Source organism: Holzapfeliella sp. JNUCC 80 (assembly GCF_053667655.1).
Genome location: NZ_JBSJXZ010000002.1, coordinates 43,647 through 68,487, shown reverse-complemented (window position 1 = coordinate 68,487; position 24,841 = coordinate 43,647). Strand labels below are relative to the sequence as shown.

Annotated in this window: 23 protein-coding genes and 1 other annotated feature; of the genes, 10 read left to right on the top strand and 13 right to left on the bottom strand. The window is 35.2% G+C overall.

Features of this window, described 5'->3' with window-relative positions; genetic code table 11:
* Positions 1-9: 9 nt before the first annotated feature.
* From JNUCC80_RS06190 to JNUCC80_RS06170, 5 genes are all read right to left on the bottom strand, one after another.
* Positions 10-1,275, bottom strand: a complete 1,266-nt coding sequence (locus tag JNUCC80_RS06190; protein ID WP_454153402.1) for a dihydroorotase — start codon at positions 1,273-1,275, stop codon at positions 10-12.
* Positions 1,268-2,203 (bottom strand): aspartate carbamoyltransferase catalytic subunit, encoded by a 936-nt coding sequence (locus JNUCC80_RS06185; RefSeq protein ID WP_454153400.1) that lies wholly within the window; start codon positions 2,201-2,203, stop codon positions 1,268-1,270. Before JNUCC80_RS06185 ends, JNUCC80_RS06190 begins: the two co-directional genes overlap by 8 nt.
* Positions 2,204-2,534: 331 nt before the next feature.
* Positions 2,535-4,202: an adenine deaminase gene (gene ade / locus JNUCC80_RS06180; RefSeq protein WP_454153398.1), complete on the bottom strand. Its 1,668-nt coding sequence runs from the start codon at positions 4,200-4,202 to the stop codon at positions 2,535-2,537.
* Between the two features lie 137 nt (positions 4,203-4,339).
* Entirely contained in the window at positions 4,340-4,891 is a 552-nt protein-coding gene (locus JNUCC80_RS06175; RefSeq protein ID WP_454144759.1) for a metal-dependent hydrolase, read from the bottom strand.
* 13 nt (positions 4,892-4,904) lie between these two features.
* Positions 4,905-6,230, bottom strand: a complete 1,326-nt coding sequence (locus tag JNUCC80_RS06170; protein ID WP_454144757.1) for a D-serine ammonia-lyase — start codon at positions 6,228-6,230, stop codon at positions 4,905-4,907.
* 178 nt (positions 6,231-6,408) lie between these two features.
* Between JNUCC80_RS06170 and JNUCC80_RS06165 the strand changes: the two genes are divergently transcribed.
* Complete coding sequence (locus tag JNUCC80_RS06165) at positions 6,409-7,050, top strand: DUF4767 domain-containing protein (RefSeq protein ID WP_454144755.1); 642 nt, start codon at positions 6,409-6,411, stop codon at positions 7,048-7,050.
* A gap of 399 nt (positions 7,051-7,449) precedes the next feature.
* The gene (locus JNUCC80_RS06160) at positions 7,450-8,112 is read left to right on the top strand and encodes a DUF4767 domain-containing protein (RefSeq protein ID WP_454153396.1); all 663 of its coding nucleotides are present in this window, start codon (positions 7,450-7,452) and stop codon (positions 8,110-8,112) included.
* 27 nt (positions 8,113-8,139) lie between these two features.
* Here the strand turns inward: JNUCC80_RS06160 and JNUCC80_RS06155 are convergent, their stop codons facing one another.
* Positions 8,140-10,173, bottom strand: coding sequence for a KUP/HAK/KT family potassium transporter (locus JNUCC80_RS06155; protein WP_454153394.1), 2,034 nt, complete (start codon positions 10,171-10,173; stop codon positions 8,140-8,142).
* Positions 10,174-10,324: 151 nt separating this feature from the next.
* Between JNUCC80_RS06155 and JNUCC80_RS06150 the strand changes: the two genes are divergently transcribed.
* Both JNUCC80_RS06150 and JNUCC80_RS06145 read left to right on the top strand, forming a co-directional pair.
* Complete coding sequence (locus JNUCC80_RS06150) at positions 10,325-10,831, top strand: type 1 glutamine amidotransferase domain-containing protein (protein ID WP_454153392.1); 507 nt, start codon at positions 10,325-10,327, stop codon at positions 10,829-10,831.
* 50 nt (positions 10,832-10,881) lie between these two features.
* A complete protein-coding gene (locus JNUCC80_RS06145) occupies positions 10,882-11,478 on the top strand; it encodes a GNAT family N-acetyltransferase (protein ID WP_454153560.1) in 597 nt (198 codons plus the stop codon).
* Between the two features lie 729 nt (positions 11,479-12,207).
* Here the strand turns inward: JNUCC80_RS06145 and cas2 are convergent.
* The 7 genes from cas2 to pnuC form a co-directional block, all read right to left on the bottom strand.
* Positions 12,208-12,516 carry a CRISPR-associated endonuclease Cas2 gene (gene cas2 / locus JNUCC80_RS06140; RefSeq protein WP_454153390.1) on the bottom strand — a complete coding sequence of 103 codons (309 nt, stop codon included), beginning with the start codon at positions 12,514-12,516 and terminating at the stop codon, positions 12,208-12,210.
* A gap of 4 nt (positions 12,517-12,520) precedes the next feature.
* Positions 12,521-12,895: a CRISPR-associated endonuclease Cas1 gene (locus tag JNUCC80_RS06135; RefSeq protein ID WP_454153388.1), complete on the bottom strand. Its 375-nt coding sequence runs from the start codon at positions 12,893-12,895 to the stop codon at positions 12,521-12,523.
* A gap of 11 nt (positions 12,896-12,906) precedes the next feature.
* Positions 12,907-13,419, bottom strand: coding sequence for a type II CRISPR-associated endonuclease Cas1 (gene cas1 / locus JNUCC80_RS06130; RefSeq protein ID WP_454153386.1), 513 nt, complete (start codon positions 13,417-13,419; stop codon positions 12,907-12,909).
* 10 nt (positions 13,420-13,429) lie between these two features.
* Positions 13,430-16,696, bottom strand: a complete 3,267-nt coding sequence (gene cas9, locus JNUCC80_RS06125; protein WP_454153384.1) for a type II CRISPR RNA-guided endonuclease Cas9 — start codon at positions 16,694-16,696, stop codon at positions 13,430-13,432.
* 273 nt (positions 16,697-16,969) lie between these two features.
* A complete protein-coding gene (gene mmuM, locus JNUCC80_RS06120; RefSeq protein ID WP_454153382.1) occupies positions 16,970-17,893 on the bottom strand; it encodes a homocysteine S-methyltransferase in 924 nt (307 codons plus the stop codon).
* On the bottom strand, positions 17,850-19,265 hold the full coding sequence (locus JNUCC80_RS06115; RefSeq protein WP_454153552.1) for an amino acid permease: 1,416 nt from the start codon (positions 19,263-19,265) through the stop codon (positions 17,850-17,852). The genes mmuM and JNUCC80_RS06115 overlap by 44 nt, the downstream gene beginning before the upstream one ends.
* A gap of 50 nt (positions 19,266-19,315) precedes the next feature.
* Positions 19,316-19,567, bottom strand: a binding site (T-box leader).
* Between the two features lie 31 nt (positions 19,568-19,598).
* The gene (gene pnuC / locus JNUCC80_RS06110) at positions 19,599-20,288 is read right to left on the bottom strand and encodes a nicotinamide riboside transporter PnuC (RefSeq protein ID WP_454153558.1); all 690 of its coding nucleotides are present in this window, start codon (positions 20,286-20,288) and stop codon (positions 19,599-19,601) included.
* A 225-nt stretch (positions 20,289-20,513) separates the two neighbouring features.
* Here pnuC and JNUCC80_RS06105 point away from each other — a divergent pair, with 225 nt between their 5' ends.
* The 6 genes from JNUCC80_RS06105 (at position 20,514) to JNUCC80_RS06080 (ending at position 24,837) form a co-directional block, all read left to right on the top strand.
* Positions 20,514-21,473, top strand: a complete 960-nt coding sequence (locus tag JNUCC80_RS06105; RefSeq protein WP_454153550.1) for a ketopantoate reductase family protein — start codon at positions 20,514-20,516, stop codon at positions 21,471-21,473.
* 200 nt (positions 21,474-21,673) lie between these two features.
* Positions 21,674-22,114: a 3-hydroxyacyl-ACP dehydratase FabZ gene (gene fabZ, locus JNUCC80_RS06100; RefSeq protein ID WP_339970404.1), complete on the top strand. Its 441-nt coding sequence runs from the start codon at positions 21,674-21,676 to the stop codon at positions 22,112-22,114.
* Between the two features lie 43 nt (positions 22,115-22,157).
* Positions 22,158-22,628, top strand: coding sequence for a MarR family winged helix-turn-helix transcriptional regulator (locus tag JNUCC80_RS06095; RefSeq protein ID WP_454153548.1), 471 nt, complete (start codon positions 22,158-22,160; stop codon positions 22,626-22,628).
* Positions 22,629-22,635: 7 nt separating this feature from the next.
* Positions 22,636-23,610 (top strand): beta-ketoacyl-ACP synthase III, encoded by a 975-nt coding sequence (locus tag JNUCC80_RS06090; protein ID WP_454153556.1) that lies wholly within the window; start codon positions 22,636-22,638, stop codon positions 23,608-23,610.
* Positions 23,611-23,666: 56 nt separating this feature from the next.
* Entirely contained in the window at positions 23,667-23,909 is a 243-nt protein-coding gene (locus JNUCC80_RS06085; RefSeq protein ID WP_339970407.1) for an acyl carrier protein, read from the top strand.
* A 13-nt stretch (positions 23,910-23,922) separates the two neighbouring features.
* Positions 23,923-24,837: an ACP S-malonyltransferase gene (locus tag JNUCC80_RS06080; protein WP_454153546.1), complete on the top strand. Its 915-nt coding sequence runs from the start codon at positions 23,923-23,925 to the stop codon at positions 24,835-24,837.
* The last annotated feature ends 4 nt before the right edge of the window (positions 24,838-24,841 follow it).

Here is a 24,841-nt window from a genome sequence, read left to right as displayed (position 1 = left end):
CCCCTGAACTTAACCTTTATAAACAACTTTACCGTCAACAACTGTATATTTTGTCTGTCCAAAAACTTGCCATCCTAAAAATGGTGTATTCGTTCCTTTAGATAGGAAGTCTTTTGCTTGAATCTCATACTGTTTGTCTAAATCCATAATAGTCAAATCTGCTGGTTGTCCGACTGCTAGTCGGCCTCCTGAAATATTGAATGCTTTTGCGGGATTCTTTGACATCCAATTGATTAGCGTATTCAAATCAACTAATCCGCTTTTGACAAATTTGGTATAAATCAAGCTAAATGATGTTTCAATTCCAACAATACCAAAGGCTGCTTCTAGCATACTGCCTTGTTTTTCTTCTTCACTATGAGGTGCATGATCCGTGGCAATCATGTCAATAGTGCCATCAATTAGTCCTGCAATTAGTGCTTTTCGGTCTGCTTTTGATCGCAGTGGTGGGTTCATTTTCATCATTGGGTTATCGTTTTCAACCATTGAATCATCAAGTAATAAGTGGTGTGGCGAAACTTCAGCAGTCACGTGAACGCCCATTTGTTTAGCGATTCTGACTAATTCAACTGATTCTTTTGTTGAAATATGAGCAACATGATAATGCACACCTGTGTGATGTGCCAAAACCAAGTCTCTCGCTAATTGTGAAGACTCACTTAGGCTGTTAATCCCCGGTAAGTTAAGCTTTCTTGAACTTTCCCCTTCGTTCATCACGCCTTTATTAGTTAAGCTATTATCTTCAACATGAGCGATGATGGGTTTTTGAACTTCTTTTGCTTTAAGCATAGCTTCATACATAATGTTAGCTTGTTGAACCCCACAACCATCATTTGTAAATCCAATAGCGCCCATTTCAGCCATTTTAGAAATATCAGTGTTATCTAATGCGCTAAGATTGCTTGAAATAGCCGCATATTGCAATGTCTTTACCACGCTGTCTCGTTCATTTAAGTCAAACATATGCTGCAGGGATTTTGGATTATCTACAACTGGTTTAACATTTGGCATGGCAAAAACAGTTGTAAATCCACCATGTGCTGCTGCTTTTGTTCCTGTTTCGATAGTCTCTTTATAGGTTAGCCCTGGTTCACGAAAGTGAACATGAACATCAATCAACCCTGGCAAAACCGTGTTTTGTTGCCCATCAATGACGGTCATTTCTGCTTTTTCTGCAATAGTAGGTGCGAGCTGTTTAATAATACCGTCTTCGATTAGAATCGCTGTTGATGTTCCATCTAGTATCACATTTTTTATCAAAGTTGATTTAGTCAATGTTCAATTCCTCCTGTAATAACCCATTTTCATTAAGTAGACTTGCCAGTATTGCCATTCTTGCAAAAACACCGTTTGCCATTTGCTTAAAAATTCGTGACTGAGTGGCTTCTACTAAGTCAGAATCGATTTCGACACCGCGGTTAACGGGGGCTGGGTGCATAATAATTGCATGAGGCGCTGCTTTTTCAAATCTTTCTTTAGTTAGGCCAAACTGATTATGATAGTCCAGTGCTTTAAACTGTTTGACTGAATTTTTGTTAAGTCGTTCAAGTTGAACACGTAATAGCATCACCACATCTAATTTTTCAATCAATGAATCAACATTTTCAACATATTGGCCGTATTGATCAAACGTTTTGTCATACCATTCTTTTGGTCCTGAAAAATAAAGGTTAGCACCTAATTTGTGTAATAGTTGCGCATCTGATTTAGCAACACGCGAGTGAGCTAAATCACCAATAATGCCAACATTGAGTCCCTCAAAACTATCGAACTCTTCGTGAATTGTCATTAGGTCTAACAAACATTGAGATGGATGCTGTCCAGAACCATCACCGCCGTTCACTAACGAGGTCTTCAAACTTTTATCTGCTGCCATCCCTTCATACCAGCCATCTTGACTATGACGGATGACTTCAATATCTGTTCCTAATGCTTGAAGTGTTTTAACAGTATCTTCTAAAGACTCGCCTTTTTGGGTTGAACTAGTAGCCATGTTCAGATCCAAAACGTTGATACCTAATCGCTGCTCAGCCATATAGAATGAAGCATGTGTTCGTGTGCTGTTTTCAAAAAATAAGTTAGCGGCATAAACTGGACGTTTAAGTTTTATTTGCAGTCCTGATTTGAACTTTTCGCTTAATTTAATTAAATTGGTTATTTGAGTTTTTGAATACTCATTCATATTGACAAAATGCGTTGTCATTTTCTGCCTCCTAATTAATTTACCCTCACTGAAGTAATCTTTATTAATCACAGAATCAAAACCAATAAAAAAGACTCTTTGGAAATTTCCAAAGAGTCTAAAAGTCTAGTCTTAATGATGAATGCAGGTTATTGTGGTAAAAATTGGGTGTGAATCTTGGCTTAATACCGTGCCTAAATCCACTTCCGCTAAAATTGTGTTCCTGCTTCTTGGTTATTATCATAAGACCTTTGTGACTCTCTGGCCAACATTAAAGGTTCTAACTTGTTTTGTGCTTGTATTGATAATAACATCCTTGCTATTAAAAAGAAAGGAAAGTTTTGATTTTATCTTAATCAGCTTCAACTGAAATAAATTTTTGCTGATTAAAGTCGTACAGACCTTGATCAGTCAACTTGATAGATGGAATAACAGGAAGTGTTAAAAAGGATAATGTGATAAATGGATCAAATACACGATTAGTACTGATTTTTTGATAAGCGGCATTGACTAAATCTAAGTCTTTTTCCGCTTCTTGATAAGGCTTAGCTGACATTAATCCAGCAATTTCAAGCGGCATTGAACTCAACACTTCACCATTTTGAGTCACGGCAATTCCACCACCCGATTGGGTTACTTCTTGGATGGCTTTATTAATTGATTCATCATCGCTTCCAACTGCCACTAAATTATGTGAATCGTGAGCAACTGTAATGGCTACAGCACCATTTTGAATTTCAAATCCTTTAACTAGGCCTAAACCATAAGTTCCTAGATTATTGTGACGTTCAATGACAACCATTTTCAAAATATCTTGGTCAATATCTTGTTCAAAATGGCCATCATTTAATTTAACAGATGTTTTCAAATGATCTGTCACAATGTGATTAGGCTGAATTTGGATCACATTGCAGTAATCACTGTGTAAAGGCATTTTTAAGTCTTCTAATTGGAAATGGTGGTGAACGGTTGATTCTGAGAATAGAGCTGGTTGTGTTGTTGGTTCTGCTAAAATTTCACCGTTTTTCATAACGTGGTCAATATCAACTTGTTCTAAATCATTCAAGAAAACAATGTCAGCTTGATATCCAGTAGCTAAAGCACCTGAGTTGGTTAACTTGTGTGCTTTAGCCGCATTGAAGCTTGCCATAGTAAAGGCTGTTTCAGGTCGAACGCCATGTTGAATAGCCAATTTAATGCAGTAATCAATTGAACCTTCTCTATCTAAATCAGTGATTAGTTTGTCGTCTGTACAAAAAGCTAAACGCTGTGCGTTTGATTCGGTAACAGCACCAATTGTATTTTTAATATCTCGCTCAACGGTTCCTTCACGCAAGAACACATAGTATCCAGCACTTAAACGGTCTTTAACTTCTTGGACGCTTGTAGCTTCATGATCTGTATCAATGCCAACTTGACGGTAAATATCTAATTGTTCTGGTGTTAATCCCGCACCGTGACCATCAGCATGGTAACCTTCATCTTGTGCATCTTTGATTTTTTGCATAATTTCATGACTTTGGCTTGCCACTGCGGGAAAGTCCATAACCTCAGCTAGCCCATTAACTTCTGGATAACGGTATAACGGTTTTAAATCTTTCGCGTTTAAAACTGCCCCACTATGATCAAAAGGCACACAAGGAACAGATGATGGCAACATAAACTTAACATCAAGTGGTGTTTGTCGAGCGTCTTCAATCATATACTCAATTCCCTGTGTCCCCATCACGTTACCAATTTCATGTGGGTCAGTCACAATCGTTGTTACACCGTGTTTTAGAAGTACTTTTGCAAGCTCACTAGGTGAAACCATGGCACTTTCAATATGCACATGTGCATCAATAAATCCAGGTACTAAATATTGATTTTTTGCATCAATTGTTTGACTCGCTTTTAAGGTTTCACTTTCACCAACAGACACAATGCGACCTGCTTTAATCCATAATGTATTAGGTTCAAACTCTCTTGTGAAAACATTCAAAACCAGCCCATTTTGAATACATGTATCAACCAATTCCATAATCCTATTTCCTCCCGAATGAAAAATATTTTATAGACTATCTTATAAGAAAAACTGATTTATTTCCAGTTTTTTTACAAAAAAGTTCGGTTTCTAATTAAATTCTCAATAAAAAAACAGACAACAAGTGTCTGCTTTTAAAACCAATGAAGGTATAATAGATAAAAATTAACAGCCATTACTAGGCGGCAAAGCTGCCTAAACCACAGTTCAAACGTGCCGTTAACACGATAATAATACCAGCGGTATTTTCTCTTTTTTTGATACGACTTGAACCGGGCATTGTATTTATATCGACCTAAAGGAAAAAACCAATTAACCCCTTGTTTTGAAAAGTTATCGAGTAACAGATGTAAGGCATAACTGATTGTAAATCCTAAAACCAAATTACGTAGCAAATAGTCATTTGTTCCGAGTTGTGGCATCTGATAAAACAACAAAACTAGTAACCCAATCACCCAAACCGTATGTGTGTAAGTTCGATGGGGGATATATTGCAACAGATTGAATTTACCCAGTAGTCTTGTCAATTCTGAATCGTAAGTGTCACCACCATCTAAATCGGGTGAAAAAGCACCAAAGTGGGCCCCAACAAATAATGGTAGTGCGGCTTTGATTGGATAATTCGCCATTAAAACACCACTTGAAATAACAGCGTGTGAAAAGGCAATATGGGATTTCTTTAACAATTAAATCTACTTTCTAGTCAAGTGTTTTTCCATATTGATAGTTATGGATTTTTTCGTTATCAGGCATCAAACTACCGCCTGTTGCCCAAACAATATGAGTTGTTTTAGGTGTATTCATTGCCACTTCATGAGCAACTAATGCCTTTAGACCACAAAAACCTGCTGTCGCAGAAGGTTCAACTGAAATATGTTCGGTATCTTCTAGTCTTGCAAGATAACGGTAGACATCTTTATCTTCAAATGTTGCACTTGCAAACAATAAGGTTCTCATGATAGGGCCAGCAATTTTTGAAGGACGACTAACTGCTAAGCCATCGGCAGCTGTTAAGCCATCAAGTCCAAAGTCTTCCACACAGATATGGTTATTTTGACCTGTGATAAGTCCTAAAGTGACAGAAGGCACGTGTGTGGGTTCACAAAACACGGGGTAAACGTGGTCACCAAAAAGCTGTTTCAAACCAAATGAAACCCCGCTTGGACTGCCACCAACACCAGCTGGCAAGTAGACAACTAACGGATGTTTTTCATCAACGACAATATTGTGATCTTTTAATTGTTTTTGGATACCTAAAGCGGCTACTGAATAGCCTAAGAACAAATCAGATGAACTTTCATCATCAACAAAATATGTATTGGCGTCAGCTTGTGCACATTTTCTGCCTTCAGTAATTGCGTGAGAGAAATCACTATCATATTCAACTACTTCTACCCCATTTGAACGTAGTTTATCTTTCTTCCAGTCTTTTGCATCATGTGACATATAAACAGTCGTTCTAAAGCCAAAACTAGCTGCAGCAATTCCAACGCTTAAGCCTAAGTTCCCTGTTGACCCTACTGCTACCTTGTATTTAGCAAAGATATTCATGAACTTCTCTTCTGCTAAGACAGCGTAATTATCACGGTAAGTCAAGTCACCTTTAGTCATTGCAATATGTTCGGCAAATTTTAGAACTTCATAAATTCCACCACGAGACTTAATCGACCCAGTAATAGGAAGTAAATTATCTGCTTTTAAGAATAGTGATCCTTTCACTTGATGGTCATCATCCATTTCTTGATTCCATTGCTTGTGAAATTCATCTATTTTAATTAAAGGTGATTCAATCACACCACCGTCTGCCTTTGTTTCCGGGAAAACTTTAGCAATAAAAGGTGCAAATCTTTGCCATCTCGCATCTGCATCAAAAATATCTGCTAAGTCAAATCTTAAATCTGCTTTTTGGTTATAATTTGGATTTTTCCAAAATATTGGTTGTTTATTTTCGATATCAGAAATTTCTGGTATATGTTTATAATCTTCTTTAGATATTGTCATGATGATACCCCACTTTTTAATCATTTATTGGCTTCATTTTATCATTAAGAGCATATAATATCAGTAGGTGATGTGAATAAAATTGACACTAGTAAAAATAAACCGCCTTTTTTTGTGAAATAAAGACTTTCTATTTATTAAAGAAGTCGTTTATAGTAACATTTAGATGTATCTTATTTAAAATGAAAGTAGGACTAATACATTGAAAAGAAAACGTGAACGCCACAATCGTTCGAATATAGGTATTATACTTATCATTCTTTTTGCTTTAGCTGTTATTGCGCTCGGTGGATGGTCGTTATTTCTAACGCCCCACAATACCCAAACATCTTCAGAACAAAGTAGCCCTCAAACTTCGCAAAGCATCTCACAGTCAGAAGCGAGTTCACAAACTTCAAGTAAAGTGACCGCAGGCTTTGATGCAACTAAGATTGCAAAAATGGATAACTACATGAGCGACTTTAGTACTTATATGGGCCAAAACTACAAACGTTACTATCCTAAAGTACAAGACCAAACGAAATTAAACTTCTATGGTTTTGATATTACGACTGATTTAGATGACTTTAACTATTATGTTGATAATAAACCTGCGACATTCCGCTTGGCTTCAATAAAAGAGACATCTTACAACAATTCTGATTATAATATTGTTGGTGTCTACAGTGATGCTGAAACAGCGCCATTTGCAGGAGCGCATCTGTATTTGTTAACTATCTATAACCAAAAGCCACAAGTCTTGATTACAATGCAAAACCAAGGTATGCCTGGCAATGCCATGTATTTCAAACAAACGGAAAATTCAAATCTTGCAAGTAACTTCGAAAAAATATATCAGGGTTAATGAAAACGATCATAATTGATCGTTTTTTTTTATTAAAAAAGAGTTGATTTATTAGAGTAAAATTAGTATTATATTAATAACAACAAAATAAACCTTAACTCAACTACTGGTTATCTTCTTTATTAGAAGCGTTGGTTCGACTCCAACTTGAGTATTTATCTTAGTGAATTGTTCCAATTTCATTCCTTTTCCGTTATACTAATTTAATTTTTTCATAATTAATTCACTAAGATATTAGGATTCATCGTACAGGCGTACAATTATTAACTGGTTCAATTCCAGATTGAATCTACCAAAAAGCTAAGTATAAACTTAGCTTTTTTTTGCTTATTTTCAAATAAACTTGTATCATTTGTATTAATTAGACTTATATCATTATAAAAAAGGACTATCATTCAAATGAAGAAAAGAAAAGATTACCTAAAGGAACAAGCAAAATTCAACTCAACACCTTGGATTGTTGGCGGTTTTATTGGCTTAATTATAATTTTTTTAATCGGAGCTACTCTGTTAATGCCTAAGAATACAAGTAGTCAATCACAAGTATCTTCTTCACAAGACTCAACTAGCCAATCGTCAAACCAGTCACAGGCCCAATCTAGTCAAAGTAGTAATCGTTCACCTGAACCTAAAACTACTGATATTACTAACTTGATAAAAAATATGGATGCTTTTATGCGTTCTTTCAGTAGTCAAATGGGACAAGCTTATCAACGTTACTACCCACACCAATCCAATCACACCACTTTTTATGGTTTTGACTTTGTTAATGGGTTAGATCTTTATAACTACTATGTTGATGGTAATGCTGCAACAATCGGTTACATTAATCAAAAAACGATGCGTGGAACAGCCGACTATAACATCATTATGGCTTACAGTGATATTCAAGATAAATCAACAACTTATACCGATCGACACCTGTATCTCTTAACACTACATAACAATAAACCAGAGGTTATTGTTGCAACGCAAAATCAAGCAGCAGCTGGAACAGTTTATTTTAGACATACTGAAAACACGACTTTAAAAACTGGATTTGAAAATTTATATAACCAATAAAAAAGAAAGCCGCTTGGCTTTCTTTTTTTATTGTCTTTCTTCTTCAAATGTTTCATATTGACGCGCTTTTTTGTGATTAATTCGGCGTAACTTGATATGAGGTTTGTACCCAAGATTAACCGGAACGTTTTCAATCCTAACGTCACTAAATGACAATCCAAACCATTGAATTGGTGTTGCTGTATGGTTTTGAAGCCAAATTCTTGCTGATACCAACCATCTGTCAAAGCCAGATATATTCGTTGCTAAAGAAAGTGCTTCTTTTAAAATAACGAACTTAAAGTCTCCTACACGACGCCCTTTTGAAGTTGTATATCTTTGAGGCTGTGGATCAATTGTTCCTTGGTCAATCAAATCATTGATAATTTGACGCAAGTACACATTCACCTTTTGCGATTTTTTGAAACCTAAGTAAATCGTTACTTGTACAACATTTTTAGTGCCATAAGTTTCAACCGTATAGTCATGTGTATAGGGACTGTCGGTTGTTACCATTGTGATGAACCAATAAACCTTAGCACGTTTTGGTCGTTTATCTAAAATAGAATATAAAATTGATTTTTTGATTTGATGTCCTTTTTTAACCTTAGCCATATAAACTAAATTCGTCGAACTAACTGGATATTGTTCATCACGACTTAATGAAACCAATTGATCTTTATAGTCCGTTAAACAACCATATTCATAGTCTGTTTCATATTTAGAACGAACTTTATTCCCAAAGTACCAAATATACATTACTAAAATGATAGCTAGTGTAATTAGCACCGTAACGTAACCACCATGTTCAAACTTAACCGCACTAGAAATAAAGAATGAAAATTCAACGACTAAGAAGAACGCCGTTAATACCCATGATAACCATTTTGGTACCTTGAGGTCTAAGAAATTATGTAGCAAGATTGTAGTCATTAACATCGTAACTGTAATAGCTAAACCATAAGCGGCTTCCATATGTTGCGAGTTTTGGAAATATAAAACCAAGGCAATTGTAATAATACATAACAACCAATTAACTGTTCCAATATAGATTTGACCGCGTTTGTTACCAGGATGATGGATAATCATGCGAGGTAGAATTTTAAGTCGAATAGCTTCTGATACTAATGTATAAGACCCTGTGATAAGCGCTTGTGAAGCAATAACAGCAGCAAGTGTTGCCAAAATAATAGCGAAAAATGTCAAACTGTCAGGTACTACTGCGTAAAATGGATTAAGAGCTGAACTTTGAACAGTCATGTGATTATTAATCAACCATGCACCTTGACCCATGTAACTTAAAACTAATGATAGGTAGACAATTGGCCAACTAAAGTAAATATTATGTTTACCAACATGTCCCATATCGGAATAAAGAGCTTCAGCACCCGTTGTAGCTAAGAAAATACTTCCTAGAATAAAGAAACCAGATTTGTTAGCGGGGCTAAACAAAACTTGCAAGCCATAAACAGGTGATAAGGCTTTTAAAATACCTGGATAGCTTAATAAATTGCAAAAGCCAACGATTGCAATAAAGAAGAACCACCCACACATAATAGGTCCAAAAGCCTGACCAATCTTAGCCGTCCCAAATCGTTGCATAGCGAATACGACTAATAATATCGCAATTACCACAGCAATTACCACGTTTTGATCACTACTGAAGGTAAATAATCCTAGATTTTGCGACTTCAATCCTTCAATCGCACTCGTTACCGTCACAGCTGGTGTAATTGTACCATCAGCAAGTAACGCTGCCCCACCAATCAAAGCGGGCACAATCAACCATTTCTTTTTGCGACGAACTAAGGTATAAAGGGCAAAAATCCCCCCTTCACCGTGATTAGATGCCTGCATGGCAATAATGACATATTTTAATGTCGTAATAATCATTAAGGTCCATATAATTAAAGAAATACTTCCTATAATATAATCTGGCTGCAAATTCTTAAATCCGCCACCATCGCGAATGATCGCGTTCATCGTATACAAAGGAGACGTTCCGATATCTCCGTATACAATCCCAAAAGAAACAAGCACGCCCATTAGCGAGAGCTTCTTTTTGTTTTGAGTCAAACTCATATTACCACCTCTAAACTTGTTATCGCCTACATTTTAGAATTCCACCTACCAAAACGCAAAGATTTTGTCACTTTTTATTAGTAAGTCCTTGATTTTTTTGGTTTTCACTTATACAATGTAAGTCAACCCTAAACAAAGGAGACTTATTTAAATGAGTAAAATTGCTGTAATCGTTACAAATTTTGTCGAAGATATCGAATACACATCACCTGTTGAAGCTTTAGAAGCTGCAGGTCACGAAGTTATTACAATTGAAAATGAAGCCAACAAAACATTCGAAGGGAAAAATGGAACAAAAATCCATACAGACTTAAGCATTGATGATACTAACCCTTCAGATTTTGATGGTCTATTAATCCCGGGTGGATTTTCACCTGATATTTTAAGAGCAGACAACCGTTATGTTGAATTTACAAAACATTTCTTCCTATCTAATAAAGCTATTTTTGCAATTTGCCACGGTCCACAAATTTTCATCCAAACTGGACTAACTAAAGGTCGTAAAATGACAGCGTATAATTCTGTATTACCTGACTTATACTACGCTGGTGCTATCACAGAAGATAAAGCGGTTGTGATTGATGAAAACCTTGTCACAAGTCGTACACCAGATGATTTAGATGACTTTAACAACGCAATCGTTAAAGTTTTAAACTAAACTAAAATTCTTTTTTAAAAAATTTAAAGATTTTCTATTAAACTACGTCTATAGGCGTAGTTTTTTTATATCAAGGAGGAACTTTTATTTTAATCTTTAAAGACGTTACTAGCCAAAATTCAAGTATTCAGGAAAAAGTAAAGCAACTTTACTTAGATGCTTTCCCTGAACATGAACGTTTAGACTTCTCATTTATTGTTGAACGTGCTAAACTCAACCAAAATCATTTCTTAGCTATTTTAGATGATGAAGCATTCGTAGGACTGATCTACTACACAGTAGACAATCACAATTTGCTTGTCTCATACCTAGCTATGGATCCTTCAACACGTTCAAAAGGTTATGGAAGTAAGATTTTGACACACTTAAAATCACAACATCCAAAAGAAAATATCTTTTTAGAAATTGAAGAAGTGGTTGAAGAAGCTGATAATTATAAACAACGTATTAAACGTCAGTCTTTCTATGAAAAGAATGGGTTTGCCAAAAGTAATATCTATATGAAAACAGATATCGAAGGTAATGGATTAGAAATCATGACAACCAGTCCCATCGTTTTCGATGATTACAAAGACACTATCACAGCTTACTTAGGTGTCGAAAATATGAGCGAGTGGACTAGTTACTTTAAGGCCATCATCAAATAATCAAAACTAGATAGCATGCTATTTAATGGTATGCTATTTTTTTGTGAAATTTTGTTTGAATTATAACTTGTATCATTCTTAGGGAACTCAATGTCTACTATAGTTTCTTTTTAAAATCAGTTAAGATATAATAAAAAAATACCAACAAACGCTGTCTATCAGCTATAGTTTCCTTTTAAAATCAGTTAAGATATAATTCAGGGTTTTTGAACCATAAGTTTTGTGAAAGCTATAGTTTCCTTTTAAAATCAGTTAAGATATAATAATCGATTGAAGGCAATCGTACTTTTTTAACGCTATAGTTTCCTTTTAAAATCAGTTAAGATATAATTTTTGTTCATTTTTGCAGCTATCCCATCTCGCTATAGTTTCCTTTTAAAATCAGTTAAGATATAATAGTTAGTGATGATATAATCACTATTGCTACGCTATAGTTTCCTTTTAAAATCAGTTAAGATATAATATATATTAGCCAATATAAGTCTTGTTAAATCAGTGTTTAAGCGTTTTTTATGTTGGACATTTTGAACCTCTAATCCTAAAATTTGGACAAATATTGGTATTTCTGGATTTAAAATGGACAGATATTTTTAAAAAGGAAATTATAGTAAAGGGTTCTTATTAGAATTCCTGTAAAGTTCTAACCCTATTAGATTGAAAATCTAATGGGGTTATCTTATTTTTTAATGCAAAAAGCGCAATTGATAATTAACTACCAATTGCGCTTTTTTAAAATTCATTAAATGAATTATCTGTTATTTTCTCTTCGGTTGGTGAACGATACCCAACTAAAACATCCATCTCTTTAAATTGTTTTTCGGTAACTTTTAATAATCTAATTGATCCGCGACTAGGAACAACCTGTTTGATTCTTTTTTCATATTTTTCAGCCATATCTATACCTGTTACAATGCGATAATAAATCGAATACTGCAACATAACATAACCATCCTTCAAGAGATAATTTCTGAACTTGCTTGCATTTCTGCGATCCTCCGAATTACTCACAGGCAAGTCAAACATAACTACTAATCTCATAAATTTATCGGAATTCATGTTCACTTAATGACAATAATGTTGGCAGTTTTAGACTGGAGGAAGTTTTCAACTTACAACATTTCATATAAGATTCAATCATGATATAAACAGCATTAGAAAAACTTTGAAATTGTCCGTCAATTTCAACATTACAACTTAACATCTTAATAATTTGCTGTTTATCAAGATTATCTTTATTGAAGAGACACCGCTTTAAAACCCATTTGTCAACTAAACCGCGAAAAGGTTCAATCAAATCATCAGCTAAGTTAAAACCGTTCAACCGATTATGATGACTAAGACCCAGAGCAGGTTCTAATCCAAATACACACAAATCACGACAAATCACTCCTCTAACTAGGGCATAAGCATAATTCAATGAACCATTAACTAGAGATTATCCGTACGCCTAGTAAACTTACTATCAAATACAATTTCGAAATACAATCGAGCCGCAACAGCTTCTTGATTGGTTTTATCATATTCGCTAACTTTTTTTAAGCACTTGTTCATAGCGTTATAAGTATGTTGATCAACATTTTTTATGTTCTGTGCTTGATTAATCACCTTTTGCCTAACGATTTTTCGCCATAATCGTCCTTTGACCTTGGACGATAACTTGAATTGTTCTTCGAGACGAGGCAGTTTATGATAATACGATTGAAAAGACGTCATAACACCACAAGGAATATGCTTACTATCGCATATAAAACAAACCACTTTTTCTTCAGCTAATTTAGCAAAAAGACCAGTTGAAATGATACTCCTCTGATTATCAACGATTAAACTATTCATGTCATTTAGTGGTACTTTATACTCCGTATTGTGTACTTTAATAACTAATTGATTTAGCCTTTCATACAATTTAGCTTCATGACTAATCAATATATTTCTATATCCCATAAATATCCCCTTAATTAATCCGTTGACGCTTTTTCTCCGTAACTTTCTTGTAGTTTCCCAGATAGTCAACTTGATACTTAGAAATCTTCTTTAAGCCAGCAATACCAATGCCTTGTAACTTAATAGAATTATCGTGACTTCTAATACTAATAGAAGCTGTACTGATATTTGCACTAATATAATAACCATAGATTTCATCAATGGACTGCGTTATCTTATTACCTTTATGTAGATAACTTATTGACTTAGGCTTACTAAAATTAATATACAATAAGTCGGAAGGATAAACTGAGAATAAAAATTTATCCTCTGCTGATAATTTTCGGTCGCTTTTTCCTGAAGTCGCAATTGTATTTGGTAGCATCCGCTCTCTGGCGCTACTTTTGTATACTGGCACGAACAAATAACCCGTTTTATCGTTTTCGAAAATATCAATACGGTACATCGAACCTTTGGCATTTTCAGCAATTGCTTGTTGCTTTAACCTAACACCTGAAACTGAATGTTCAAATACTTTTACTTTGCGGACATTATGAGTATTACCCTTATCAGTATATTCAGGTTTATTTCCTGGAAATATATCTTGTATCTTTTGACTAATTTGTTTCTTTTCATCTTTACTACTAGTTGATAATTGACTTTCCAAGTGTTGTTTTTGTTTTAATTTATCAAATAATAAATTCCAAACTTTTAAATTACCTCCATCATCTGCCTTCATATATTTAGAATTCTTACCGCTCACAATTTCTCCTTTTTCATTCAACTTCAACTGCGTAACACTCACACGCTGCATCTTGTATCCAGAATCAAGATATTTCGCACTTTTTATCGTTTCATTATGAATAGCTCCTTTTAATTTCTTGTTAGGCATTCTCACGACAAAAACAGGTTTAATAGTTTGTATTTCCTCTGGTGAATAGTTTGACCATTGTCGACCAGACATTAATTTTTGAGGATCATCAGATATTCTAGCATTAAGTTCTTCTCGAAAATCAGGCCAAGGTAATGGAAAATCATTAAATAATTTCAGTTCCTTGGCTGAATGAACATTTGCTTCCATTGACTTGGACCATAACTTTGTATTGTATTTTATTTCATTATCATGACTATACTGCGTTACCTTTTTCACAAATCCCGGAGTTATAGCGGCAATAACTACTGCATCTACTGCATGATGCAAGTCACTTTCATCTCGGTCTTTTGTAATCCCCCATCGACTTCTGATTTTAGAGGTCACACTTCCACTTAAAGTATGTACTTTTTGTTTTTTAGACGATTCAGCGAACTCAATATTTTGTTCTAAGTAACTTTTTAATAACTTCGTCATATAACTTGTATCTTGAATATTACGATTTTTCCAGCTCTTGCAATCTTCAGCTGTTAATTCCTTCTTTAATAGATGCATTTTTTTATTGTTATTTGGAAGTTCTCTCGCAAAAGATTCCAAATGTGACACACTATCTTCATCATGAGAAAGATAATCCATTGGAATTCGGTTTCCCTTTTCTTGATTAAATTTAGAGCGAGTTAACACTTTATTAGTGTAACTGTCATCAAATGAAATACTATATGGAATGATGTGGTCTATCTCATATGAATTTCCATCGATAGCCTGCGCTAAATCAATAGGTTTTCGACTTTTGTCATAAGGATCTATCCCTTTTTGTTCATCATAAAGCTTAAGTTTTAGTATTGTTTGACCGTTGACTGGACAGCCTAATTCTCTCAACCTACTTGCAATTTTTTCATTAGTTTTACGATTATCATTTTGATTTTTTTCGATTTTTTTGCGTTCTTGTTTTGTCTTTCCTAAATCTCTAGCTAGCTCAATATTAATAGCCGTAGGTGGGCCATATTTTCTAATAATTTGATTGATTATTTTAATACTTTTTCTAACGGTTCTTTTGACTACTGGGTTAGTCACATTTTCAAAAATATAATCATCGTCTATTTTGACATTTTGAAAATCATAACCTGCTTTTTCTGCAGCTTCATTATATATTAGCCCTTCTTCTAAATAGGGAATAATAGCTCGCATTGTTTTTAATGATAATTTCCCAAATTTAGAATAGTTAAGCTTCAATAATTCGTCATATGCTGAGCAAATATCAACACGCAGTTCGTTCAGTGCACCAATTCTTGCTTGGTCACTTTTATAAGAAGTTAAAATAGTTCCCAGTTGGTCTATTAACGCATAATTTTTAGCATACTTATCCGGTAAAACTTTTTGAATAGCCTGAATATCTGAAAAATCACTTAACTTAGTTTTTCCTTCCGTACTTTGATCGTACCTGACCAAATTAAATACTGCTGTCTCGGGTAACTGAAGTTGTTTTTTTACTTGTTTAAAATTAACCGTTTTATGAGTCAAAGCAAATTTTACAATTTCCTTTCTTTGCTCCTGATTTAAGGACAGGTAATTTCCTCCCACATCTTCTTTGTACTGTAAGATATTTAAATCAGATAGAAGCTTGAAATATTGAAATGTAAATGTTGCTTTAGCAGCTCGCGTCTGACTTCTATCAAGCGAATCTAACCCAACCATCTTTTCTATTTGATTGCCTGCATAGGGAGAATTCACTCCAGGTCCCTCATCAAAAGATCTTTGCGAGTTAAATATTTCAAGGTACTCTTCTTTAAACCTATCTGGCAGATTTTGCTGATTGTCCAATATCCTCTCAATCTCATCTACTACTAAGTTTCGATATGAAGAACCAATATATCCTTCTTCATAACCTTTATTTCTTTTGTGTTTAGCAAATTTAGGACTTTTTAAATAGAGTTCTCCTAGTGTTCGATACTTACTCTCGAGCAATTCTTTTTCTGTCTCATTCAAGGATTTCAGTAAGATTCCCATATCTTTACTTTGTAACTCAGATTTCCTATTTGATTTAAACCCACGATGACCTGCAAAATAATACAACACAACAAAAAGTTCTGGATAACTTAGCTGATTGTCAAGTCCTCGAACTCTTAAATCATATACCGAATCAACACCACTGAATATTTCAGAAACCTGTTGGTTTTTTAATAAATTATATCGAACAAATAATTGTCTGACGCGGTGTTTACGAAACTTTCGTCGTCTTGTAATTCGTCGAGCCCTTCTTAAATCCCCCCTCTCACTAGCCTTTGATTCTCCTTTTTCATTCTCTGCTATTGGAAACATTACAGAATTTAACGTTTCGACTTTGTAAGGATTTCCATCATCATTTAAAGCTAGTACAGCATATCCAACTGACGTGATTCCTAAATCTAACCCTAGTATGTAATTCATATTAATTCCTCCTTTTATTGTTTATAATAACATGGTTTACCATGCTATTTTTATAACTATCTTGACAGATTATTATAAATGGTCTAAACTTCATAAGTGGTAATCCTTTTATTTTTTAACTGATTTTAAAAGGGAACTATAGTAAAGGATTCATTAGAATTCCTGTAAAGCTCTGGCCTCATTAAGATACTCTCTTGATGGGGCCATCTTCTTTTCTATAAGAAAAAATAAAAATAGCCGTATACTCACTCAATAAGAAGTATACGGCTATTTTTATTTTTTTAGACTTTCTACAATATCACGAACTTCAGGTTCTGATGTGCAACAACAGCCACCAATCCATTTAGCGCTTTTATCATGCCATTGCTTCGTGTAATCCGCAAATGTTTGATGGCTGTGAGGCGTATTATCCCACTCTTTAACCTCAGGTGAGTAGCTAGCACCAGAGTTAGGATAGATAACCAAATCCTTATGAGCATTAGGCTTGACTTGCTCAAGAAATGGTGTAACTAGTTCAGGTGCGATACAATTTGCCCCATAGGCAATTACCTGAGGGTTTTCTTCCAAAAGAGTTTGAACTTTATCAAACGGCGTTCCATCACTTAATGTCTTTTCATCTTTTAATGTGCAAGACACCCAGACGGGAATGTCTTTAAAATCAGCCAATAAGTCTAAAATTACCTTGATTTCTTGATAACTAGGTTGGGTTTCAATTGCAAGCAAATCACAGCCTTCATTAATTAGAACTTCAATTCGGCCGCGATGAAAGTCTCGATAAGCATCATCAGACAACTCATAATCTCCTCGATATTCTGAACCATCTGCTAAATAAGCACCGTAAGGACCAATCGCTCCCGCTAAAAATTTAGGCTGAGATGAATCACTATCACGTCGTGCTTCATCTGCTAGCTTAACTGCACGTTTAATTAATGCCTTCGCTTCATCAACAGAATAACCTTGATCCAGATAACCTTGAACACTCGCTTGATAGGTTGAAACAATGGCCACGTTTGCGCCTTCATCAAAATAAGATTGATGAACAGCTTTTATTTTTTCGGGATAATAGTCTATTGCTGAAGCTGTCCACAATTTATTGTTGAGGTTCACATCTCTTTCTTCTAGTCCTAAAGACATTGCCCCATCAATAACGATACTATTTTGTTGCTTTGCCCACTCTTTGATTAATTGCTTTGTCATTTCTTCTTTTCTCCTTTTTTTCGATTACAAAATGATAATAACTAAATACGGCTGCTGAAAATATTAACCCTGCCCAAAGGGAAGCCTGTTGCTCTGGATCAAACCCGATTCCAACAAGTGATATCACACATAAGATAATAACTAGCCATGGAATCACAGGATAAAACGGCGTTTTGTATTTCAAATCTGAGAGTTTATTACCAGCTTTCAAATATTGCTTTCTAAACCTTAACTGTGCTACACCAACTGATAACCAAACAGAGACTACCGCAAAACCTGATAACGAGGTTAATACTAAGTAAACCGTTCCTGGTGCATAGATGCTAGAAAACAGCGATAGTAACCCGCCTAATAAAGTTAAGGTTAAGCCATACACGGGTAGTCCGTTTTTATTTAATTTTGCCAGTTTCTTAGGCAATGGTCCTTGATTAGCCAATGACCAAATCATCCGCGATGCTGCATAAACACCAGAGTTTGCGCCGGATAAAACCGTTACGAATAAAACCACGGACATAATGTTACCTGCATAAGCAAATCCCGCATTATTTAAGATTGAAACAAATGGACTATTGGTTAATCCTGAGGATTCTTCTGGCAATAAAGCACCAATGACAAAAATAGCACCAATAAATAAAACAACCAGAATCACTAATGTTTTCAAAATAGCTTTAGGCAAAACCTTTTGTGGATTTTTGGTTTCACCAGCTGCTACCGCAATGATTTCTGTCCCCGAAAAAGCAAAGTTGGCGGCTAGGATAACTGAAATAACAGGTAAAAAGCCATGCGGTAAAATACCGTTTTTAGTGAAGTTAGATAATAATATCGGTTGAGTCTGTCCTGCTGACTTAATAATACCAAATACTAAAGCCAATCCGATTAGAATAAAAACTAATAGTGCTACTGCCTTCAGAATTGACATAACGAGCTCACTTGCTGCGAACCACTTCACTTGTGACAAGTTCAATGCCGCAATCAATACGATAAAAACCAAACACCAAATCCAAACCGCAATGCTTGGATAAAAGCCATTGGCTATCATGGCTAGGGTAATTAACTGTGACCCTAATGATACCGTCCATGTTAGCCAGTATAACCAAGCCACTACGAATCCGACACCTGGATGAATATGTTGACTAGCATAAGTATGAAAAGATCCTGTCGTCGGGTTTTGTACACATAATTCACCCAAGCACAACATCACAAGACACACCAAGATTGCTCCGATGATATAAGCAGCTAAAGTCCCTACAGGTCCTGCTGATTGAATTAAATAACCAGAACTCATAAAAATACCCGTTCCAATTACACCACCTAGTGACAATGTCACTAGATGCTTACTTTGCATTTCTTTTGCAAATGATTCTTTTGCCATTTTTGACTCCTCCTTTTTAATAAATGAAATAAAAAAAGACACCCGCCCTGAAAAAGGGCGAGTGTCTCTCGCGGTACCACCTTAATTTTAAGTTTAACTTCCTATCATCTATGGAAATAAACTTTCTCAATCCGGAACTATCATTCCTTCACGCTATATCAGGCGTACCCGTTGCAAGCTCAACTACTTTACCTACAAAAGCTCAAAGACCATTTTCGTTCTGCTTCTAATATCTACTCTCACCAGTTGTAGACTCTCTTTGAAAAGAAGTTAAGAAGTACTTTTCTTATCATCGCTTAATCATTTCATTTTTTTATAATGTTCACATGCTTTTTAATTTTTGTCAACCTTTTTGTGGAACCAAGGAATGTTTTTATCAAAAATAGCTAAAGCATCATTTAGTAGATACAAGGTGTATGTGAATAGTAGTGTGAAGTTAGCATCACCTTGAAAGGCTGTTGTTCCCCATAGAATCACACTCATCACACCTTGGAAAATCCAAAAGTAATATTGTTCTCTAAATCGTAATGTTGCAAGAATTGATCCTGTAATACCAACAGCTCCTGCAAAGGCATCTAGTACTGGTCGTGGACTGATGAATAAGTTTGTGTCCATTAAGTAAAGCAGGCCAAATACAACAATAAAGAATGATGCTGTTAAACCCCAATCTCTAACAGGTTTTGAGTCAGAAAGACCTCTGATATGTTCTTGTACATTTTCAGACCATTTTGGTAAAAGTAATACCGGAATATCTAATAAAACTATGTATGCTGCTTGTAGAACAACGTCAGCATAGTTTCTCGCTGAAATTGCCACAATAATATATAAAATAGCACTGATTAATCCAAACATACCGTTAACAGGTTTGGCATTAGTAATAGCTAATGTTGTTGTATACCCTAAAATCCCCGCAAACATCGTTGTAATGGAAATGGCATTAATTTCACTAGTAATTGTTGTCAAAATCACGACAAGAATTCCTAATGCTAATAGCTGATAACTTCGCTTAGTCCACCCCTTCATTTGATGAATATACCAGCTTGGTTTTAAAACACGTAGTGCGTCTTGATTCAATTTCTTTCCCCTTCTCTATAAAAAATCAACACTAGATATTGTACACCGCATTCAAAAAAACGCAATATTTTTCTATATATTGTGTTTTTCGAAAAAGTCAAGTTTTTTAATATTTGATTTTTATGTAATAAATGTTAAAATTTAATAAATCTATAATATTCGGAGGTAATTAATATGAGATATGCAGTTTTGGGTTCAGGAGCTATGGGGTTTCGATACGGTGTCATGTTACAAGAAAATGCAGGTGCAACAGTTGACTTTGTCGACTCATGGGAGCCTAATATCGAAGCCGTCAAAAAACAAGGTGGTGTTCGTGTTCAACGTGATCATGAAAATGAACAATTAATTAACGTTAACATTTACTCACCTGAAACTTATGATCAAAAACCAGATGTTTGGTTAGTTTTTGCAAAACAAATGGAACTCCAAAATCTACTGGAACGTTGTCAAAAGGCTAACTTATTCAACGATAATCAATATGTTGTCAGTGCCATGAATGGGATTGGCCATATGGACAAAATTGTTCAGTTCTTCCCAGAAAAAAATGTTCTAGGTGGAACGGCTATGATTGCAACATTAATGCCTGAACCTGGATTCGTTGACTTTATGGGTAAAGAAGGTAAAGAAAGCATGCACCTTGCTACTTACGGTGACAACGAACCAGACGACACTCAAAAACAAATTATGGCTGACTTAGAAAGTGCCAAGCTTCACCCTATCTATAGTGAAGACTACTTGAGCATGGCTATGACCAAACTATTATTTAACTCAGTAGTGAACACCATTTGTACAATGTTTGAAATCCCAATGGGACAATTTGGCGATTTCAAAGGGGCAAAAGAAATGACAACTCAAATGATGGATGAAGCATTTGAAGCCTGTGAAAGAAATCATATTAACTTACCTCAAACTAAAGAAGAAGCCATTCAAAGTGTTTTAGATGGCTGCGTTGATTACAAATACCACCACCCTTCTATGTATCAAGACCTTTCAAAAAACCGTCCAACAGAAGTAGATTACATTAACGGCTACATTGTCGAACTTGGCGACAAAGTGGGTTATAATTGTGCGGTTCACCGTTTTGTAGTCAATGAAGTTCACTTAGCAGAATCAATCAAACAAGCCAAAAAATAGTTTGATATTCAAAGTTTTTTATAAGTTATTAAAAAGTCGCCAAAACCTTTTCAAATAAAGGTTTTTGACGACTTTTTTTGTGTAACTATTTAAATTTTTGATAACAGATTTTAAAAAAAGGTTTGATATTCAAACAAAAATAATATACCATAAATTCCAGTTCAGAAAGTACCACAATTGCTGAACAATAGGAGGAAATTATGGAGCCAGTTTTAACTGCAAGCGAAATTATGAAAATGATTCCCAACCGTTATCCTATTCTTTTTATGGATTACGTTGATGAAATCAATCCCGGAGAATCAATCGTGGCAACTAAAAATGTCACAATTAACGAAGAGTTTTTCCAAGGACACTTCCCTGGAAACCCTGTTATGCCGGGTGTCTTAATTATTGAAGCTCTTGCTCAAGCCGCTTCTATTTTAATTTTAAAATCTAAAGAATTCGAAGGCAAAACTGCTTATATGGGCGCTATCAAAAACGCTAAATTCAGAAAAGTAGTTGAACCTGGTGATGTCTTAAAACTTCACGTCAAAATGATTAAGCAACGTGCCAACATGGGTATTGTTGAAACTTACGCAGAAGTTAATGGTAAGAAAGCTTGTCAAGCAGAGCTTACATTTATCGTAGCTAATCGCGATTAAATCAGGTATACGTTGCGCTTATAACTTAACTGAGGAGAAAAGTATGTCAGTTTATGATGACGAAACAAAGTTCAAAAAAGCGGAACATGATTTTATTAATGAAGCTTTAGCTAATGTCTATGACAATATTTTAAGAATCGAAGAAAAGGAGTTAAAAAAGAGCTCTTTTAGCGATATTACTGTCAAAGAAGTTCACTTAGTGCATGCTATTAGTTTGCACGAACCTAAAAGTGCTTCCCAGATTGCTAAAAAAATGCATTTATCAAGAGGAACACTAACGATTAACTTAAGAAACCTTGAACGAAAAGGCCTTATCAATCGTACCAAAAATCCTCATGATCAGCGAGTAACAGATATCACACTAACCAAAAGAGGCCGTGTGTTGTATCGTGCTCATAATGCTTTTCATTCGAAAATGGTCGACCGTTTTTTAGCAGGTTTCAGCCTTGACGAACTCAAGGTTGTCAAACATGCTTTAGTCAACTTACAAGACTTTTTGGATGAGCTCACTTAAAACCGACATGAAAAATTTTTCTATCGAACAAACTGCTCACGTTGTTCCTGAAAATGTTGTCACCAATAATGACTTAACGGCATTTATGGAAACATCAGACGAGTGGATTTCAAAGCGAACCGGCATCAAACAACGACATATTTCAAATCAGCAAACAACAAGTGACTTGTGTTTAAGCGTTGCTGAGAATTTGATTACTAACAGCCAATACAATGCCGAAGACATTGACTTGATTATCGTTGCAACAATGTCTCCTGACTACATGACACCGAACGTGGCATCAATGGTTCAAGGTAGACTAGGTGCAACTAACGCGATGGCATTTGATATCAATACTGCCTGCTCAGGCTTTGTCTACGGATTGAAAATGGCACATTCATTATTTAATGATGACAAAATTTCAACCGCTATTGTAATTGGTGGTGAAGTATTAAGTAAATTAGTCGACTTTAGTGACCGTTCAACAGCGATTCTTTTCGGAGATGGCGCTGGTGGTGCTTTAATTACAAAAAATAACAGCACGGGTTACTACCTAGGTGATAATTTTGAAACTTACGGCGATATGGGACGTTACCTAACAGCCGGACATTTCAATACCCAAACACCCTTCAATCAATTGCTTGATACCACTCCCCTATCTTTTGAAATGAATGGCCGTAAAGTTTATGACTTTGCGACTTCAGCTATTCCTGAGTCATTAAATAAAGCTCTTGAAGATGCTGGCTTAGGCTTAGAAGATATTGATCATTTTATTTTTCATCAAGCTAATGCGCGAATTATAAAAACCGTGGTCAAAAAATTAAAACTAGATCCAGCTAAAGCTCATATCAATATTGATAAATTTGGTAATACAGCAGCTGCCAGTGAACCCATCTTACTTGATGAGGTGATTAAAGATGGCACTGTTCAAAAAGCCCAAACACTGGCTTTAATTGGATTTGGTGGCGGTCTTGAAATTGGAACCGTTATTTTAAAATACTAAAAACAACAAAAAAATATAATAATAAAACTATTGGAAAATTGAGAGGAAATTTAATTATGACTAACGAACAAATTTTAAACAAAATCAAAGCTATCGTGGAAGAACAAACAGATGCAGATGTAGAAAGCATTGTAGAATCAACAAACTTTAAAGATGACTTAGACCTAGATAGTTTAGATGTTTTTGAAATCGTTAACGAAATCGAAGATGAATTTGATATTGAAATCGAAACAGAAGACGAAAGTCTAGACACTGTTGGTGAAGTTGTTAACTACGTTAGCAAAAAATTAGGCGAATAATCGAGGTTCGCTTATGAATTTTAGTTATTTATTTGCTGGCCAAGGTCAACAGTCTAAAGGTATGGGACAAGACTTATATGAAGCAGAACCTTTGTATCGTCAAACCATACAAGAAGCTTCAAAAGCATTAGACCTTGATTTAACTGACCCTGAAGTCTTTGACGCAGAAGAAAATACACAAGTTGCAATTGTTGCAATGAGTCTTGGAATTTTCAGAATTTTAAATCATGAATTTGGTCAAGCTAGCAGCTATATTGGCCTTAGTTTAGGTGAATATAGTGCCCTACTCGCTACTAACAGTTTAGATTTTAGCCAAGGCTTTCCACTTTTAGCTGACAGAATGCGCTACATGCAAGAAGCCGGCGAAAATAATCCTGGAAAAATGATGGCTGTTTTGAACTGTGATGCAGAACTTCTTCAAGAAGTACTAACCGACGTCAACCAGACAGATGCCGCTTATCCTGCAAACTACAATACCCCTGATCAAACAGTTATCGGTGGAAGCGCAAGTGGTTTAAAACAAGTGAAGAAAACACTAAAAGAGCATGGCGTTAAAAAGGCCATTCCACTTAAAATGTCTGTTGCTTCACATACACCACTTATGCAAGAAGCGAGCGATAAGTTAGCTAAACGTCTTGAAAACGTTGATTTCAAAACCCCTGACTTTCCTGTTATGAGTAACACAACCGTCACACCTTTTGACCTTTCAACAATCAAGCAAACACTAACTGATCAACTCGTTCAACCTACCCACTTTTACCAAGGATTAGAAAAATTAGTAGAGATGGATGACTTATCTGCTGTAATTGAAATTGGTCCTGGCCAAACACTAAGTCGTTTCGCTAAAAAAACATGTCCAAAGCTTGAAACTTATGCTGTTCATGATTTAGAAAGTCTTAATCAATTGCGTCAAAAATGGACAAAATAGGAGA